Origin of the sequence: Natrialba chahannaoensis JCM 10990 (assembly GCF_000337135.1) — an archaeon.
GTDB lineage: Archaea > Halobacteriota > Halobacteria > Halobacteriales > Natrialbaceae > Natrialba > Natrialba chahannaoensis.
In genome coordinates this window covers 62036-80210 of the sequence record NZ_AOIN01000043.1, presented here as the reverse complement: position 1 = coordinate 80210, position 18175 = coordinate 62036, and the positions used below count along the sequence as shown (strand labels likewise).

Annotated in this window: 15 protein-coding genes and 1 pseudogene; 11 read left to right on the top strand and 5 right to left on the bottom strand. The window is 63.1% G+C overall.

Going from position 1 to position 18175, the window contains the following annotated elements; genetic code table 11:
• Positions 1-99 precede the first annotated feature (99 nt).
• Positions 100-1932: a M3 family oligoendopeptidase gene (locus tag C482_RS06265; RefSeq protein WP_006166668.1), complete on the top strand. Its 1833-nt coding sequence runs from the start codon at positions 100-102 to the stop codon at positions 1930-1932.
• Positions 1933-2020: 88 nt separating this feature from the next.
• Positions 2021-2623, top strand: a complete 603-nt coding sequence (locus C482_RS06260; RefSeq protein ID WP_006166667.1) for a uracil-DNA glycosylase — start codon at positions 2021-2023, stop codon at positions 2621-2623.
• Between the two features lie 7 nt (positions 2624-2630).
• Here C482_RS06260 and C482_RS06255 read toward each other — a convergent pair whose 3' ends face one another.
• Positions 2631-2999, bottom strand: a complete 369-nt coding sequence (locus C482_RS06255; RefSeq protein ID WP_006166666.1) for a nuclear transport factor 2 family protein — start codon at positions 2997-2999, stop codon at positions 2631-2633.
• A gap of 151 nt (positions 3000-3150) precedes the next feature.
• On the opposite strand from C482_RS06255, the gene hisH reads away from it, so the two are divergent.
• Together hisH and C482_RS06245 are read left to right on the top strand one after the other, a co-directional pair.
• The gene (gene hisH / locus C482_RS06250; protein ID WP_006166665.1) at positions 3151-3813 is read left to right on the top strand and encodes an imidazole glycerol phosphate synthase subunit HisH; all 663 of its coding nucleotides are present in this window, start codon (positions 3151-3153) and stop codon (positions 3811-3813) included.
• A 127-nt stretch (positions 3814-3940) separates the two neighbouring features.
• Positions 3941-4492 carry a hypothetical protein gene (locus C482_RS06245; RefSeq protein ID WP_006166664.1) on the top strand — a complete coding sequence of 184 codons (552 nt, stop codon included), beginning with the start codon at positions 3941-3943 and terminating at the stop codon, positions 4490-4492.
• A gap of 47 nt (positions 4493-4539) precedes the next feature.
• Here C482_RS06245 and C482_RS06240 read toward each other — a convergent pair whose 3' ends face one another.
• A complete protein-coding gene (locus C482_RS06240; RefSeq protein WP_049896525.1) occupies positions 4540-4896 on the bottom strand; it encodes a hypothetical protein in 357 nt (118 codons plus the stop codon).
• A 113-nt stretch (positions 4897-5009) separates the two neighbouring features.
• On the opposite strand from C482_RS06240, the gene C482_RS06235 reads away from it, so the two are divergent.
• The 3 genes from C482_RS06235 (at position 5010) to C482_RS06225 (ending at position 8673) form a co-directional block, all read left to right on the top strand.
• Complete coding sequence (locus C482_RS06235; protein WP_006166662.1) at positions 5010-6131, top strand: tRNA (guanine(26)-N(2))-dimethyltransferase; 1122 nt, start codon at positions 5010-5012, stop codon at positions 6129-6131.
• A 45-nt stretch (positions 6132-6176) separates the two neighbouring features.
• Positions 6177-7601 (top strand): YhjD/YihY/BrkB family envelope integrity protein, encoded by a 1425-nt coding sequence (locus tag C482_RS06230; protein ID WP_006166661.1) that lies wholly within the window; start codon positions 6177-6179, stop codon positions 7599-7601.
• A 160-nt stretch (positions 7602-7761) separates the two neighbouring features.
• Positions 7762-8673 (top strand): phosphatase PAP2 family protein, encoded by a 912-nt coding sequence (locus C482_RS06225; RefSeq protein WP_006166660.1) that lies wholly within the window; start codon positions 7762-7764, stop codon positions 8671-8673.
• 66 nt (positions 8674-8739) lie between these two features.
• Here C482_RS06225 and glnA read toward each other — a convergent pair whose 3' ends face one another.
• Complete coding sequence (glnA, locus tag C482_RS06220; protein WP_006166659.1) at positions 8740-10095, bottom strand: type I glutamate--ammonia ligase; 1356 nt, start codon at positions 10093-10095, stop codon at positions 8740-8742.
• A gap of 126 nt (positions 10096-10221) precedes the next feature.
• Between glnA and lrp the strand changes: the two genes are divergently transcribed.
• Entirely contained in the window at positions 10222-10686 is a 465-nt protein-coding gene (gene lrp / locus C482_RS06215) for an HTH-type transcriptional regulator Lrp (protein ID WP_006166658.1), read from the top strand.
• Positions 10687-10855: 169 nt separating this feature from the next.
• Here lrp and C482_RS06210 read toward each other — a convergent pair whose 3' ends face one another.
• Entirely contained in the window at positions 10856-12775 is a 1920-nt protein-coding gene (locus C482_RS06210; protein WP_049896524.1) for an ABC transporter ATP-binding protein, read from the bottom strand.
• A 160-nt stretch (positions 12776-12935) separates the two neighbouring features.
• Between C482_RS06210 and C482_RS06205 the strand changes: the two genes are divergently transcribed.
• Both C482_RS06205 and C482_RS22955 read left to right on the top strand, forming a co-directional pair.
• On the top strand, positions 12936-14138 hold the full coding sequence (locus C482_RS06205) for an extracellular solute-binding protein (protein ID WP_152421979.1): 1203 nt from the start codon (positions 12936-12938) through the stop codon (positions 14136-14138).
• Positions 14139-14176: 38 nt separating this feature from the next.
• A pseudogene (locus tag C482_RS22955) lies at positions 14177-17382 on the top strand (ATP-binding cassette domain-containing protein).
• 61 nt (positions 17383-17443) lie between these two features.
• Here C482_RS22955 and C482_RS06195 read toward each other — a convergent pair.
• A complete protein-coding gene (locus C482_RS06195; RefSeq protein WP_006166654.1) occupies positions 17444-17737 on the bottom strand; it encodes an ArsR/SmtB family transcription factor in 294 nt (97 codons plus the stop codon).
• Positions 17738-17864: 127 nt separating this feature from the next.
• Between C482_RS06195 and C482_RS06190 the strand changes: the two genes are divergently transcribed.
• Entirely contained in the window at positions 17865-18173 is a 309-nt protein-coding gene (locus tag C482_RS06190; protein WP_006166653.1) for an amphi-Trp domain-containing protein, read from the top strand.
• Positions 18174-18175 lie beyond the last annotated feature (2 nt).

Below are 18175 nucleotides of genomic sequence, written 5' to 3'. Positions count from 1 at the left end.
CCGTCGAATCACTTGGTAGCCAGTGAGTGACGGATGACCGAGTAAGTTGTCTCGTTTTCCGGCCCCGCAACGCCTGCACACCGCTCCGTCACGACAGCCATGACAGACTACCCGACACGCGACGAACTGGACGAACAGTACACCTGGGATCTGACCCGCCTCTACGAGACGCCGGCCAACTGGGCGCGCGCCGCAGACGTTCTCGAGTCCCAACTCGAAAGAGTACATGATCACCAGCAGCCGACCGACTCACCCGCCGCGCTGGCAGCCGCACTCGAGTCCATCGAGTCTATGCTGGTTGCCAAGAGCCGGCTAACTCTCTACGCGCAATTGCACCGAAACGAACACCCGACGGACGAGAAGCGGCGCGACCGCCACAGTCGCGGACAGCGACTCGCCGCCAGCGTCGACGAGGCCGTTCGTGGGCTGCAGCGGCGAATTCAGCGCGACGCAGCGAGCGTGCGAGCCTTCCGTAATGGAACGCACACCGAACTGGACGGCTGGCACGCCTACCTCGACGACCTCCTCGCGCAGGCACCACACACCCGTGGTGCCGACACCGAATCGGTCATCGGTGCGTTCGCGCCCGTTATCGAGGCCCAGACGGATACGATCGCCGCGATCAAGACTGACGATTTTGATCCACCAACTGTCGAGGGACCGGACGGCGCTCCGGTTACCATCGACCACGGCACGTATCGGGAGACACTCGATACCCCCGACCGATCAGTCCGCCGACGAGCGCACACGGCGTACATCGACGCGCTGGCTGACCACGACCACGCGCTCGCGGCGGCGCTCACCGAGAAAATGCGCGCTCATGCGGCCCTCACAGCGGTTCGAAACTACGAGTCGGTCCGCGAACTCGCACTCTCGGAGCGGAGCTATCCCGACACCGGGATGCACACCTCGTTTGCCGAAGCCACTCACGACGCGGTTCTCGGGAACGTCCGCGATCACCTCGGGGCGTATCACGGGTTACTCGAGAGCCGCCGCGACCGACTCGGCGTCGAGACACTGCGTCGGTGGGACGAGCGGGTGCCGGTGGTTCCCGACGACGCGGACGCTCCCGAGATCACGTTCGAGGAACTGTGTGACCATCTCCTGACCGCAGTCGAGCCGCTCGGCACGGACTATCGGAACCGACTCGAGTCGGTGCTCGGCGAGCGCCGGATCGATGTCTATCCAACGGCGCGAAAGCGGACGGATATTCCGGCGTACTGTCCCTCGAGTCCGGACGCCGGACCGTTCGTGCTCGCGAACTTCCGCGAAGACGTGCGGACGGCGTTCTACCTCGCGCACGAACTCGGCCACGCGATGCACATCGAGTGTATGCGGGCGACCCAGCCACCGCGGTACGTGAACAGCCCGCGACCGGTCAGTGAGGTACCGAGTCTGGTCCACGAACTGCTGTTAGCCGATCATCTCCGCAAGGAAGGCGGCCCGGAACTCGTCCCGTTCGTCCGCGAACGCCGAGCGCAGTTCCTCGCCGGCAACGTCTACGGCGCTGGCGAGAGCGCAACGTTCCTCCACGAGGTGTACCGAACCGCCGAGTCGGGGACCGACCTGACGCCGGATCGGCTCTCGGAACTGTACGCGGACATCGCCGCCGAGTTTCGCGCGCCGGTTACGCCACCAGAGTGCGACACGGCTGCAGCGGCGCGGGGCGCACCCTGGCGACAACAGGCATACACCCGCGATCCGTACCACAACTACCAGTACGTCACCGGCACCGTCGCGGCCGTCTCGGTCGTCAGGCGGCTTCAGTCTGGCGCGCTCTCGGCCGAGGAATATCTCGCGTTCCTCCGAAACACGGGTCGGCATGAGTCGAGTACCTCGTTTGACGCGCTCGGCGTCGACGTGACGGCGGCTACGCCGTACGAGCGCGTGGCGAGCGAACTCGAGTCGATCCGGGCTGCTCGGCTGGGCTGACCCAACTTCGGCCCCGTCGGCAGGTAGCGGCTAGTGGCGTGCACCCGCGACCCGAAAGACGTAGTAGGCGTCCGTCTGAGCCACACCTATGGGAGAGATGGAGGACCTCTGTGTCACCGAGTGTACGCGCTGTCCCGCACTCGTCGACTCTCGTAGCCAGATCGTCAACGGCACCGGCCCCGAAGACGCCGACATCCTGTTCGTCGGCGAGGGACCAGGCGCACAGGAGGACAGCCAGGGAGAGCCGTTCGTCGGCCGCAGCGGCTCCGTGCTTGACGACCAACTGCGAATCGTCGGGCTGGATCGCGACACCGTCCGCATCACTAACTGCGTGCGCTGTCGTCCACCGGAGAACCGCGACCCGACGACAGACGAACTCGAGAACTGCCGCGGCTATCTCGAACAGGAAATCGAACTGCTCGATCCCGACGTGATCGTCACGCTCGGGAAGGTCCCGACGGAACACCTGCTCGACCGCGACGTTGCGGTGACGAAGGAAGCCGGCTCCGTCGAGGACGTTCGCATCAACGACACACCCCGGCGACTCCTGATCTGTGTCCACCCCGCGGCGACGCTGTACGACCGAAGCCAGGAGGAGACGTTCGCGTCGGCACTCGAGCGCGCCGCCGAACTGGCGGGGGTCGACGGCAGTGAAAACGCGAGCGGGCAGACGCGACTCGACGGCTTCTAAAGAGAACTCAGACTTCGTCTCGATCCGTAAACGTATACCGCCGCGCAATCTGGCCGTCCTCGAGTTCGTGGAAATCCGCGAAGCCGAATTCGACGGACTCGCCGTTCTGGACGCCCGAGAAACTGCCGCGGACTGCTGCTGTATTCGTCTGTTCGTCGACGACGACATCGTGAACCTCGTGGCTGCCGTCCTCGAGTGGGCGGCCCTCGAGATAGAACTCGCGGAGGGCCTCGCGGCCAGTGATCGCGCCCTGTCCGGGGCGTTCGTAGCGAACGTTTTCGGTGAACAGTTCGACGAGGTCGTCGTAGCGTTCGTCGTCGACGGTGTCGTAGTACTCGCGAACGACGGACTCTGGGTCGTGATCGGATGCAGTCATCGGTGGCCGTACACGTGCGAAGCGTATATGTCTCCGTTCGCAGGCGAGATCTGCAGTCGGCGGTGGGCAACTCGCGTGTACGCCAGACAGAATCGCCGCGCGCAATTGCGCGAATGGCAATACACTTCAACGCGCCACTCCCAGATCCGATATGAGCACCCTTGCTGCTGACGCGGAGCAGTCTCTCGCCTCCGTCGTCGTCGTCGACTACGGGCTGGGGAACCTCCGAAGCGTGACGCGCGGACTCGAACGAGCGGGTGCCGACGTCGAGATTACCGACGATCCGGACGCCTTCGCAGACGCCGACGGTGTCGTCCTCCCCGGCGTCGGCGCGTTCCGCGAGGGCGTCGAGAACGCCGATCCGATCCGCGAGGACCTCCTTGCCGTCGCCGAGCGCGGACAGCCACTGTTCGGTATCTGTCTCGGGATGCAGATGCTGCTGACCGCAAGTGAGGAGGGCACCACCGATGGTGAGTCAGCCGTCGAAGGACTCGACCGCATCCCCGGCACGAACGTTCGCTTCGACGGCGGGCAAAAGGTCCCGCACATGGGCTGGAACGAACTGGCCGTCGAGCGCGACCACCCGCTGGTTGAGGGAGTCGACGGAGAGTACGCCTACTTCGTCCACTCCTATTACGCGGTTCCCGACGACGAGACAAACACAGTCGCGAGCACCGACTACGAGCGCGAGTTCCCCTCGATTGTCGCCAACGAGGCAGGAAACGTCTTCGGCACCCAGTTCCACCCCGAAAAGAGCGGTGAGACGGGACTGCAGATCCTGCGGAACTTCGTCGAGCTCTGTGCAGACCGCTGAGTAGTAGAGCAGTAGGCGTCTGAACGGCAGTCGTCTGAGCACTCATTGCTCCGTTCTCGCCACTACCGAGACCACTCCTACGACCACCATTTAGACGCTCCACGCCGTACCATCCAACGAACACGCCATGAGCCGTCTCCAGCGCCAGATCAGCCTCGTTCTCGGTGCCGTCTTCTGTACCATCTTCGGGCTCACCGTCATCGGCGAACTGCTTGCACTCGAGTCCGGCATCTGGACAGACACCGGGACAGAGATCGAGGCCGAGAACGGAACATCGCCCGAGACGGACGATCTCGCGCCGGTTTCGGTCGGTGGGGCCGTGCTCGTGTTACTGGGATCAGCTGCGTTCGTACTCGCTGGCATCCGCGAGTCCATCACGGTCGGTGGACGCGAGGTTAGCTGGTGGCAAGTGATGAATTTCGGGTTTTGCATGCTGGCTTTTGGCTGGATTGGGCCGCTGGTGTCGGCGATTCAGACGGCGCTTATGCCAGCGCTGATCCCGCTCGCTGTCGCTGTCGCGACGCTTGGATTCGGACTCGTCCGACTGGGACGCGAGCAACCGACTGCGGTCGACGACAGCGATCCGTTCCCGATCGAAGTCGCGATGACGGTTCTCGTCGGCGGTATTCTGGTGATTTTCTCGATTATGTACGTGCAGTTGTTTTTCAGCTTGCACTAGCGATCGGGTAACCCCCGCTGTGCATCACAAACGGACTCCGACTCCGACTACAGAAACTCGCGAACCTCTGAGTACCACATGTCGTGGTAATCGACGTGGCCTACGCGTCGTGCGATGGCGACCGCCAGGACGTGCCAGCAGAGGTCCGTCGGATCGTCCGCATCGAGGTTGTACTCGCTGTCCTTGCAGGTACAGCCCTCGTTCTCGATGATGTACTCGTCGTCGTAGCCGACGACGATCGTAAAATCGCGATAGGATTTGACGCGATTCTCCCCAACGGCCTCGATGGCCTGGACGCCGCGGTCACCGTGGAGGCGCGAGATTTGTTGAACCACATCGGGAGTCAACTCACCCGCCTCCTCGAGTTGGGCCTGCCAGCGCTCGACGGGAGTCACGTCCGGCACAGTCGTGACTGTGTCCCGGACTGTAAAATCGGTTTGGTTGTGCTCTTGTGTTCGTCCCAGGCGCTCTATACCACGCCGCTTTTCGTGCGCTACCGACGAGAGATGAGATAGACATGCGCATCACCGAGGGTGGAGTCGAACTCGAGGTCCCGGGTGAGCAGACGGACGGAGTCGAGGAATCGGTCTTCTACAACCCGCGCCAGGAACTGAACCGGGATCTGACGATCGCGACGCTGCGCGCCTATCGCGAGCGCGAAGAGCGCGCCGAGTCCTACCTCGACGCGATGACCGCGAGTGGTATCCGCGGTGTTCGGGCTGCCGCCGACGGCTGGGACGTCACCTGCTGTGACGTCAACGAGGACGCGATCGATCTCGCCCGATCGAACCTCGCACGTAACGACTGCGAGGGGACCGTCGAACAGCGCAACGTCAACGCGCTCATGCACGAGCAGGTGTTTGACGTGATCGACCTCGATCCCTACGGGACGCCGATGCCCTTTGCCGACGCGGCGTTTGCGAACTGCCGCGACCTGGTCTGTGTCACCGCAACCGACACGGCACCGCTCTGTGGCGCACACTTCAACAGTGGCGTCCGCTCGTACTCTGCGGTGCCGCGAAACACCGACTACCACGCCGAGATGGGCGTTCGCATCCTCCTCTCCGCGCTCGCCCGCAGCGCCGCCCGCTTCGACGTTGGCGTCGAACCGATCCTCACCCACGCGACCAGCCATTACGTCCGAACCTACCTCGAACTCGAACACAAGGCCACCACAGCCGACGCAGCAGTGGACGAACTGGGCCATATCCACCACTGCGAGGACTGCCTCTACCGCGAACACGAACGCGGGCTGATCGCCAACCCACTCGAGACGTGCCCACACTGTGACGGGACTCGAATGCTCACGGCGGGGCCAGTCTGGCTCGGTTCGATCCGCGATCCGGAGTTCGTCGCCGCGGTTCGTGAGGAAGTTTCCGCACCCGACGAGTTCGGAACGGCAGAAAAGGCTCGTGAGTTGTGCGCCGAACTCGAGTCAGAACTCGACGAGCCGACCCACTACGACCAGCACAAACTCTGTCGTAACTGGGGACTGCCGGCAAACGCGATGGACGACTTTCTCACCGATCTGCGCAAGGCGGGCTACGAAGCCTCGCGGGCACACTACGGTGGCACGACGTTCAAGACAGATGCGAGCGTCGGAGAGATTCGTGCGGCAACGGAAGGTAATCTCGGCTGAGAGAGGGGCCGCGCGTATTTGGTCGTTCCCCGCGTCTAGATACCCGTGCTCGAACGCAGGGACGACCACATCGAAACCGGCAAGCGGATCGTTCGCCTCGCGCGCACCGAACAGCTGACGCTACTGTCGGCCGGCGTCGCCTTCTACGGCTTTATCTCACTCGTCCCGCTCATGCTGCTCGCGCTCGGTATCGCCGCCTCGATCGGTGGCGAAGCACTCGCATCCCGGCTCACCGCCGGGGCTGGTGACGTGCTTACACCGGCGGCCCAGGAGGTGCTCGCAGAGACGATCGTCGATGACACTGGCCGACAGAGTGCGACCGTCGCCGGCGCACTCGGGGTGCTCTGGGGATCAAGTCGTGTCCTGCGCGGGCTCGATCGGGCGTTCTCCGAGGTGTACGGTACCGCTGGCTCGAAATCCTTTCTCGATACCCTCTGGGACGCAATGATCGTCTTACTCGCCATTTCTGCCGGCCTCGCACTCGTCGGCGCACTCGAGTTGGTAATTCAGTTCGTCCCGATCGTGCGAACGATCGGGCCGCTGCTCATCCTGCTTGCACTATTTATGTCGTTCCTGCCGCTCTATGTCATCTTCCCTGGGAAGGATATCAGTGTTCGAGAGGCGATTCCTGGGACGCTCCTTGCCGCTGTGGGCTGGCTTGCACTCAGTCGTGCCTTTTCACTGTACGCGAACATTGCGACCGGCTACGCACTATATGGTGCGCTTGGTGCGGTCTTTCTAGTATTGATCTGGCTGTACGCTGGCGCGATCATCCTCATCTTCGGCGCGATCTGCAACGCTGTGCTTGCCGGCCGTGAAGTGGATCGGCAGCTACAAAGTCCCGGCGCTCGACAGGTTCAGACAGAAGCGATGACCGACGACGCCACGGGGGCCGACGAGGGGACGCCGACGGAGCGCTCGGAGTCGTCTGGACCGTCCGATCCATCCGCACCATCAGAACCGTCTGACCCGTCCGAATCGACCGCCTCGGACACACGGGAGGTGTCGGATACGGTTGACGAGCCAGGTGAGTCGACCGAGACGGATCGCGTGAGGACCACCGGGCAGCGCCGAGCCAGCGCCCGCACTCGAGATCGGTCGGACGATCCCGAGGTGCTCCGCGAGGAGATCGAGCGCCTGCGCGACCGCGTCGAGACCTTCGAGGAGAACGTCGAGCGTCGAACGGTCGAAAAGGAATCACTCGAGAGCGAACTCAAACGCTATGTTCGCCGGCGTGTGCGCCATAGCCACGCCCACGGCTGGGGGCCGTACCTCGTGTTGCTCTATGGAACCGCGATGGCGATCGCGGCGTTTTACTTCCTCAGCGGCGGCTGGGCAATTCTGGCGATGTTCGTCGTCTGGACGTCGACGCTCGGCGTCTACCTGCTGATGGTGCTGTTCGGAGCTGGCATGTCGGTGCTCGGGATTCCGGGGCGACTCCGGGATCGGATCGGTGACTGGCGGTCCTGATCCTGCAACCGACGCTCTTTTCCCGGTTTCTGTTCCGCACACTCCATACTACACACCCCACCTCCGCAACACACGTACGGCGCTGCAGTCGTGGGTAACATGTTGTCTATTAGCTAACCAATCGACGCTTATAACAACGCGTTGCGTGTAGCAGAAACTGATGTGGTTTGACCCCGCCACCGTTGAAGCCGTTAGTGAGCTATTCCCCGAGTGGGCCGCCCTCCTCTTTGCGCTCCTCTCACACCTCGGAAGTGTCTGGTTCGTCGCCCCAACCGTCGTGCTCGCTTACTGGTTCGGCGATCGCGAGCGATTTGCCCCCTGGCTCGCCATCGCGATGGGGGGCTATGCCGTCATGGTCGGCTCCAAAGGGTTCTTCGCGACGCCACGGCCGGACGTGCCACCACCACTCTCTCCCGCAGCACTCCCGATCGGCCTCGAGCAGTTCTACGCCCCCGCCGTCGAACTCACCACCACCAGCTTTCCCAGCGGCCACGCCATCGCCGGCACCATCATCTGGACGATGCTCGCACTCGAGTCCCCCGTCGGCACGCGCCGCCAGCGTGCGCTCGTCGCGGCAGTGATGATCGCGCTCGTCTCGCTCTCACGGGTCGTGCTCGGCGTCCATTTCCCGATTGACGTAATCGTCGGCGTTGCCGTCGCACTCGGCTATCTCGCGCTCATGCTCACCGTTCGCTCCTGGATCGGTGCCCGCGACCCACACCGCGTGGCAAGCGCGCTGTTCGCCATCGCAGGTGTAATCGCGCTGCTCGCGCTGCTGACCGGCAACCGAGTCGACGGCGCGGCCCTGCTCGGTGGCTCGGTGGGGGCACTCATCGTCTGGCAGTACGCGACACCACCGCAGACGCCGTGGCCCGTCACGACAGGCGTGCTTCTTCGCGCGGCTGCTGGGGTCACAGCGCTAGCGCTCCTTGCGCTCGTACTGATGGTACTCGAGTCCCTCCTGGTCTGGTTCGTCGTGGGTGTCGCGGGTGGCGTGACGGTTGTCGGGTTGCCGCGACTTGTAACGGAACAGGCGTCACCGCGGTCACAGGTCGGTGCTATCGAGCAGTAGCCCACGGCTCGGCCCCACTCGATTCAAATTCAGAGCGAAGAAACAGGAGACAGTATGCCGTTGCTTTCAGAACGTCTCGAGATAGCGGTCGAGCTCCCACTGGGAGACGTCGATCAGGTACTCCTCGAACTCCTGGCGCTTTGCCTTGACGAACTTCGAACCAACGTGGTCACCGAGCGCATCGTAGACGACATCGTCCGCCTCTAAGGCGTCGATGGCTTCGCCGAGGTTCGACGGCAGCGTTTCGATACCGTAATCCTCGCGCTTCTGCTCGTCGAACTCGTAGATATTCTCACGCACTGGGTCTGGACAGTCGAGATCGTTCTCGATGCCGTTCAGTCCGGCGTGGATCATGACGGCGATAGCGAGGTACGGGTTACAGGACGGGTCGGGCGAGCGCAGTTCGACGCGCGAGGCAGCGGGCACACGGGCGGCCGGCTTGCGGATCAGCGACGAACGGTTGCGGTCCGACCAGGCGATGTAGACCGGTGCCTCGTAGCCCGGAACGAGACGCTTGTAGCTGTTGACCGTCGGGTTCGCGACCGCCGTGATGGCGGGTGCGTGCTCGAGGATCCCTGCGGTGAATGCCCGAGCCTCGTCGGAGAGATCGAACTCGTCGTCACCGTCGTGGAAGGCGTTCTCGCCGTCCTCGGTAAAGAGCGAGATGTGGGTGTGCATCCCGGAGCCGTTGACCTTCGGGATCGGCTTCGGCATGAACGTCGCGTGGTAGTCGTGCTGGGCGGCGATTGCGCGGACGACCGTACGGAACGTTGCGACGTTGTCCGCGGTCGCAAGCGCGTCGTCGTAAGTAAAGTTGATCTCGTGTTGTCCTTCGGCGACCTCGTGGTGGCTCGCCTCAACTTCGAAGCCCATGTCTTCGAGACCGTAGATGATGTCGCGGCGAACGTCGCTTGCGAGATCTTTCGGCGCGAGGTCGAAGTACCCACCGGCGTCGTTCGTTTTCGTCGTTGCGCGCCCGTCCTCGTCCTCTTCGAAGAGGAAGAACTCCGGTTCGGGTGCGGCGTTGACCGTGTAGCCCATCTCCTCGGCGCGCTCGAGTGCGCGCTTCAGAACGTAGCGTGGGTCACCCTCGAACGGTTCGCCAGTCGAGGTGTTCACGACATCACAGATGAGGCGGGCGGATGCACCCTCCTCACGGTCACGCCACGGAAGAATAGCGAACGTGTCAGGGTCGGGGGTAAGTCGCATGTCCGACTCCTGAATACGAACGAAGCCCTCGATCGAAGAGCCATCGAAGTAAATACCCTCAGCGAAGGCCTTCTCGGCCTGTCGTGCCGGGATCGAGACGTTCTTGACGGTTCCGAGAATGTCAGTAAACTGAAGACGAAGGAAATCGATATCGTGTTCCTCGATCTCGTCGAGGACATCTTGTTCGGCAGCCGTGATGTTTCCGCTTGTCATCTTTCTCGTCGTGGTAGCCAAGTAACTCCCTGACTAAAACCCTACTGTTCTGAGCAATTCTTCGCTCACCGGAGTGGAATTGAATATTCGTAAATTTCTAAAGGCCTCGATGAGTGGGTGAACGTGATGACGTACGAAAATCTCGACGCAAAACTAGTGAATGCCCTCCTCGGGGACGGGCGTGCGAGCCTGCGCAGCCTCGCCGAAGAACTCGACGTGTCCGTCACGACGGTCTCGAATCACCTCTCGGACCTCGAAGACGAAGGAGTCATCGAAGGCTACACACCCAGAGTCGACTACGATGCCGTCGGCTACGACGTAACCGCAGTTATCCAGCTCCAGGTCGAAGGGAACGCTCTCCCCGACATCACAGACACCCTGCGTGACCACCGCCAGATGATCAGCGTCTACGAGGTCACCGGCGACTACGACGTGATTGCCATCGGCAAATTCAAAGACACCGACGGCATGAACGATCAGATCAAAGAGCTCCTGACCGACCCCGATATCAAGGCCTCGAACACCAGCGTCGTGCTCAACGCCGTCTCCGAGAACGAACAGTTCGAACTCGACATCGGCGAGGACGCCTGATCGGCAGCGAGACAGCCCGATAACTCAAATCGGTCACCGAGACAACCACAACCGCAACCACAACCGTCGGCCTACGGCGACCCGAGACCACACTGTCTCCCTCGCTTTCGATTCCACTCGAGTACGCCCAGTCCCAGCAGACGTCATTCCAGAAGCCAGAGGACTCGGCTTACTCGAGTTCCTCTGCCACTGGCATCGATTCAAGATGACCAGCTTGTGCCTTCCAGAGGGCTGCATAGCGACCGTCAGCCTCAAGGAGGTCGTCGTGGGTGCCGCGTTCGACAACCTGCCCGTCGGACATGACCAGAATCGTATCGGCGTCCTTCACAGTGGAGAGCCGGTGTGCGATAGCGAGGGTCGTCCGATCTTCGGTAAGCCGATCGATCGATTCCTGGATCAGCCGCTCAGTTTTCGTGTCGACGGCGCTCGTCGCTTCGTCCAGAATCAGAACCGGCGGGTCGGCGAGGACGGCCCGCGCAAGCGCGATTCGCTGGCGCTGACCGCCAGACAGTTTCACGCCGCGCTCGCCGACCCGCGTCTCGTAGCCGGACTCGAGTTCGGTGACGAACTCGTGGGCCTGGGCGGCGTTTGCGGCCTCGCGGACGGCCTCGTCGCTGGCCTCGAAGTGGCCGTAGCGGATGTTGTCGGCGATGGTGCCGTCGAAGAGGAACGTGTCCTGGTCGACGTAGCCAACCGCGGATCGCAGGTCCGCGAGCGCGAGGTCGCGCACGTCGTGGCCGTCGAGCTGAATGGAACCGTCCTGGACATCGTAGAGCCGAAGGAGGAGTTTGAGCAGCGTCGACTTGCCGGCACCTGTCGCGCCGACAAGCGCGACCGTCTCGCCGGGATCGGCCGCGAAGGAAACATCCTCGACGACGGTTTCGGGGTCGGTATCGTCGCCGAGTCGGGCGTTGGTGTCTCCGTAGCTGAACGAAACGTGGTCATACGTGACGCGGCCGTCGACGGTCTCGGTGTCGATCTCGACCGGGTCTTCGGGGTCGTCGACGTGGACAGGAATGTCCATCAGTCCGAAAACGCGCTCGCTCGAGGCCTTGGCGTTCTCGTACTGGTCGACAATGTTCGAGACCTCCGCAAGCGGGTCGACGATGCGCTGGGTGAGCATCAGGAAGACGACGAAATCGCCGACGGAGAGAGTCCCAGTCAGCGGCCCCGGTGCGGTGCCGGTCGCGAGCCAGAGGCCACCGACGAGGAAGGTCGCGGCGAAAGCGAGTCCCGCGAGCAGTTCCATCCCCGGCCGGTAGACGTAGGTCAGTTTGAGCACGTCCATCGTCCGGTCGAAGAGGTTCTTCGAGGAGTCACTAACGCGGTCGACTTCGTAGGGTTCACTCGAGGAGGTCTTGGTGAGGCCCATCCCTGCGATGGCGTTCTCGAGGCGGGTGTTGAGCCGGCCGACGGCAGAACGCTGGCGGACGTACCGGGGTTCGACGACGCGCATGAACCAGAGGGTAAAGAGCACCATCGCGGGCACCGCGAACAGGGTGACGAACGCGAGTTGCCAGTTCAGGTAGAACAGGACCCCGGCGATGCCGGCGACCATCACGATAAGGCGCGCCGAGTTCATCAGCGCGTTGTCCAGGAAGAGTTCGAGGTTCTGTGTGTCGTTGTTGAGGACGGCCATGACCTCGCCGGTCTGCTTGTCGTCGAAGAAGGCCATGTCCAGCCGTTGCATCTTCTCGAAACAGTCGACCCGGACGGTGTGCATCACGCTGTGAGCGAACAGGTTGGCCGTGACGCCGTAGATCCAGGTGAAGACGGCGACAACGACGAACGAGACGGCAATGGCAACGATCGTGAACCAGAACTGGGCCATCGGCTCCACCGGCAGCCAGGCGTCGGGAACGAGCGGCAGTTCGAACGCGCCGTCCGCGTCGGTGAAGATCGCGTCGATGGCGACGCCGAGCAACAGCGGCGGAACGAGACTCGCCATCCGCGCGACGAAGTTCGCAACCATACCCGCGGAGAACCACCCCAATCGACCCGGTGCGTACGACAGAAAGAGTCTCGAAATCGGCCGGTCGACATCCTCCCGGTAGACGTCGAACGGCGTCTCGTCGGTCTCGGTAGTCACTGTCACTCGCTATTGTTTCGAATCGTAAGTCCACATCGATCGAATACGCCGACGTGGCGCATCTGGGGCGACAGCACCACGATGCGTGTATACTTTTCCAACGGACAACTATACCCGACTCTCGGGCTTTATGCGGCCTCTTGCCGTGAAATAGTCTATCATGCACGAGCCGAGTGGGACTCAAGTACCCCACGGGAGCGAAGGTGGGCGACGCGATGGGGACAAAGAGAGCAACGAGGGCGGAGAAAGCGGTAAGGGTGGGCAACAGTGGTGCAACGGGAGTCGGAGGCGATACCTCGCCACAGTCGGACTGGTTTCCGCGGGCGTCGTGAGTGGCTGTCTTGGACTCGGGAACGACGAATCGGACGTGCTCGGTGATCCCGAATATCGGGAGGGGAGACCGGACCCGGGAGGGGTCTCTATGGAGGAGATGCCGGACCTGAACGGGGGCCTGACGATCTACTCGGGACGCAGCCAGCCACGGATCGGCGAACTGATGGAGTACGTCGAGGCACAGTACGACGACCTGACCATCGAGGTCAGATACGACGACACGGCGGATCTGATCAGCACGATCGAGACGGAAACCGAGACGCCAGCGGACGTCTTCTACGGTAGCGAGACGCAGTCGATGACCCACCTCAAGGACGAGGGCTACACCGTCGAGTTGCCCGACGAGGTCGTCGAGCTGGTCGATACGGGCTCCGTCGATCCGGATGGTCACTGGACCGGTTTCACCCGCCGATTCCGCGCGGTGGCGTACAACGCGGACACGTACGATGCCGACGAGTTACCTGACGATATCTTCGCCTATGCGGAGGACGAGCGATTCCAGGACGATATCATGTGGCCGCCAGACCAGGGCTCGTTCCAGGCGTTCATCACCTCGATGCGGCTGCTCCACGGCGAGGACGAGACCCGCTCGTGGATTCGGTCAATGATCGACAACCAGAACATCGAAGTCTCACCCGGCGGCGATAGCGCGCTGGCACAGGCTGTCGGCGACGGCGAGGTCAGCGTCGGGCTGACGAATCATTACGTCGTCCGCGATCACGGTGGCGACTCCGTCGGCCTGGCGTTCACCAGCGACGATGCGGGGGCGATGTACAACGTCACCGGCGGTACGGTGATGGCCGACAGCGACGACACCGAGACCGCCGCGAACTTCGTCCAGCATATGCTCTCGGCGGAAGCTCAAGAGTACTTCGCGACGACCACCTGGGAGTACCCCGTCATCGACGGCGTCGCCCCACTCGAGGAACTCCCCGGCACGGACGAGTTCGATCCACCCGAGTTTGACCTGAACGAGCTCGACGACCCTGACCCAACGCTCGGACTCCTGCGCGAGGAGAACGTTCTCTGAGGGGACTGACAACAGCATGCGACTTTCAGAGTGACGACATGGGACCAGATCCATTCCGGACGGACGACGCCGTGACAGCGCCGCCACGCGACGGGCAAGCGCACACGATATCGTCCGGAGACAGTGCCACTGAAGGCGACAAGTCGGGAGATGACGGGCGCTCGCGACCGTGGGGACTCACCCTGCTGGCCGCCGCCGTCGCCGCCGTAATCGTCGTCCCCGTCGCCTGGATCGGCGTGATGGCGTTCACCGTCGATCTCGAGCGGGCGCTGTCGATCGTCTTCCGGCCGATGACACTCGAGATCCTCACGAACACGCTCGTTCTGATCGCGCTCGTCACCACCTTCTCGGTGCTCATCGGGGTCCCGCTCGCGATACNCCGCTCAGAGATGTGTATAAGAGACAGGATCTCCCCTTCAGGCGGTTCTGGCTGGCCGCACTCGCGCTCCCGCTCGTCATCCCGAGCTACACCAGCGCGTACGCCTTCATCTCCATCTGGGGGCCGCACGGGCTGGCCCAGTCGCTCGTCGAACCGCTCGGCATCGCCTCGCTGCCCGAACTCTACGGTATGCCCGGCACCGTCGCCATCCTCACGCTGTACAACTACCCGTTCGTCTTCATCACCACCGTCGCGGCGCTGCGCGCGTTCGACAAGACGTACATCGACGCCGCTCGCACCCTCGAAGACAACCTGTTTGGCGTCTTTCGAAAGGTCGTCCTCCCGATGACGAAACCCGCCATCGCCGCTGGGGCGCTGCTTGCCGCCCTCGAGACGGCCGGCGACTTCGGCGTCCCCGCCATGTTGCGACTCAACGTCTTCACGCGACAGATCTACGTTGAACACAACGCCCTCTCCCACGATTACGCCGCGATGCTCTCCCTGCACCTCGTTGCGATCACGCTTGTCATCCTCGTCCTCGAGTACGCCGTGCGCGAGCACCGGACGATCCACGGCGGGAGTCGCGGCGGCTCGCGCTCGTACACGTTCCACCTCGGTGCCTGGAAGTGGCCGGCGCTGGCCGTCTGCGCCGCTATCGTCGCTCTCGCGGTCGTCCTTCCGGTGTCGGTGCTGCTGTGGTGGCTCGTCCGCGGTCCCGAAACCTACGTCGGCTCGTTTGGTTTCCGACTCGAGTACGCGCTGAACTCGGTGTCGGTCTCACTGTTGGCCGCGCTCGCGGCGGTCGTGCTCGCGTTGCCAGTTGCGTATCTCTCTGCCCGGTATCGGTCGGTCGCGTCGACGGTACTCGAGCGCGCGACGTACGTCGGCTTCGCCGTGCCCGGCGTCGTCATTGGACTGAGCCTGGTCTACTTCGGATCAGCCTACGCACCGACGCTGTACCAGACGATTCCGTTGCTCGTCTTCGCCTACGTCGTGCTCTACCTGCCGCTCGCGGTCGGCGCGGCCAGGACGGCCTTTCTCTACGTTAACCCGCGATTCGTCGAGGCCGCCCGGTCGCTCGGCTGTCCGCCGCGTACGGCCTTCCGTCGGGTGACGCTTCCGCTGGTCGTCCCCGGACTCGTCGCCGGTGGCGCGCTGGTCTTCCTCCACGGGATGAAGGAGTTACCCGCGACGCTCCTCCTCCGCCCCGCCGGGTTCGACTCGCTCGCGACGTTCATTTGGATGGCCGAGCGCAACGCCTACTACGGCTACGCGGCGGTCCCCGCACTCGTCCTCGTCTGCGTTTCGGCGCTGGCAATCGTCGGCGTGTTGCCTGGCAATGGCACCTCACTCTGGCGGCGCGTGCGTCGTCGCATCGGGACCAAACGTATGAACCCGCCAAATCAGAACGAAGAGAGGGCCGAACGCGACGACACAGCCCCGTTCAGCCGATCCGGTGGTCCACCCACCCGGACACGGAGCGCGACCGACGGCGGGAACCCCGTTCGAGGCGACACAGCCGCCCATCCGCAATCGGACAGCGGAGAATCCAATCGGTCACGATCGGACAGCGAGGAATCCAACCGTTCGCTATCGGACAACGATGCGTCGTCCGTGCTCGAACTCGAGTGCGTCACGAAATCCTACGGCGCGCGACCAGCCGTCTCAGACCTCTCGCTTTCAGTCCAAGAGGGCGAACTGCTCACGTTACTCGGCCCTTCCGGCTGCGGGAAGACGACGACGTTGCGTCTGATTGCAGGACTCGTGCGACCCGACAGCGGCAGCATCCGGATCCGTGACGACTCTGTGGCAGACACCGCCGACGAGACGTTCGTCCCATCCGAGAACCGCGACGTCGGTATCGTCTTCCAGGATTTCGCGCTCTTCCCCCACAAGACGGTCGCGGAGAACGTCGCTTTCGGCCTCGGTGATCGTGATGGTGCTGGAAAGGATGGACAGCCTGCCGACGAACTCGTCGACGACCTCCTCGAGTTAGTCGGGCTCAGCGACTACCGCGATCGGTTCCCGGACGAACTCTCTGGCGGCCAGAAACAGCGTATCGCACTCGCGCGGTCGCTGGCTCCGGAACCGGACGTATTGTTACTCGATGAGCCGCTGTCGAACCTCGACGCCGGCCTTCGCGTTCAGATGCGCGAAACCGTTTCGGAGATACTCGACCGGGTCGACGTGACGGCGGTCTGGGTGACCCACGACCAGACCGAGGCGCTCTCGGTCGGTGATCGGACTGCCGTGATGATCGACGGAGAGATTGCCCAGGCCGATTCCCCGCGGGCGCTGTTTATGCGCCCCGAATCGCGGGCGGTCGCGGACTTTCTGGGGCAGGCGAGCTACCTCCCCGGACGCCAGAACGGCACTGAGACTGTCGAAACGCCGATTGGCTCGCTCGACGGGGATCGGATAACACTGCAGTCCAGCGCTGAACGGTTCGCATCTGCGGATCGGGAGCAGGCACAGGAGTACAACGACGGTGGCAGCAGTAGCGACAATGACGCCAGTGCTGACGTCGACGCCACCAACAACAACAATGACAACAACAACAGCACCCACAACCTCGATCTCCTCCTCCGCCCCGACGACATCTCTATCACCAACAGCGCACCCGACACCGCCGACGGCCGAATCGTCCACCGCCAGTTCACCGGTTCGACGGTCCGCTACCGGGTAGTACTCGAGTCCTCAAGCGGGCTGGAAAACACACAGTCAGTCGGCCAGCGTGACGAGAATATCGTAGATAGCGCGCCGGTACTCGAGTGTCGCTGCTCACACGAGACGTGGTACGAGGTCGGAACGCCGGTGTCGGTGTCGATTACGGCGAGTCATGCGGTGCCGGCATTTCCGCTGTAGGAGCTGCGGATGTGGACGTTGACATGGTGGGACGGGCTATCGGGAGCCGGGCCAGAGTGTCTCAGTCGGTCTCCGAAAGTTCCGTCTCGGTCTGGTCCGCCTGCAACACGAACGTCCGCTCTGGCGGTGGCGCGAGACGTAACTCCACGGCCGCCGTCAACCGGTAGTACTTCCGATTCCCGCGCATGTACCAGTCGACCAGGCCGGCCTCCTCGAGCGTCGAGAGGTGGTGGACCGCCGTCTTACCGTCCATTCCGACATCCTCCGTCAGCTCCGAGACGTACTTCGGCTCGCGCGACAGTTCGCGCAGAATCTCGAGTCTGGTCCCGTTCCCCAACGCCTCGATGAGAGACATATGACAGTCGTCGATGGCCGTACACAGAAGCGTTGTGTAGGTACAAACACCAGACGTACCAGATTTCGAGACTGTTGGCTCAGAATCAGGTCCAGGTTTATGGCCATCCTCGTCGTAGTTCGAGGGCATGAGTGACCGGGTCAACGTACCGGACGACCGCGACCGCACACAGCGAACGATCACGGACGGCTTCTTCGAACGCGAGGTCTACCTCTCCCGCCAGGAAACCGCCACCTTCCTCCGAGACCTCGCAGATCAGCTCGAAGCCGACACGAACGTCACCGTCGCCGGCTCAGAGTGGGAAATCCCCTTCGAGTACCGCGAACCGATCGAGGTAGAGATCGAGTTCACGAAACAGCGCGAGCGCGAACTCGAGATCGAACTCGAGTTCAGCGAGGCGACCGACGGCGGCGGCTCGGGACTGTCGGTCCGGTGAGT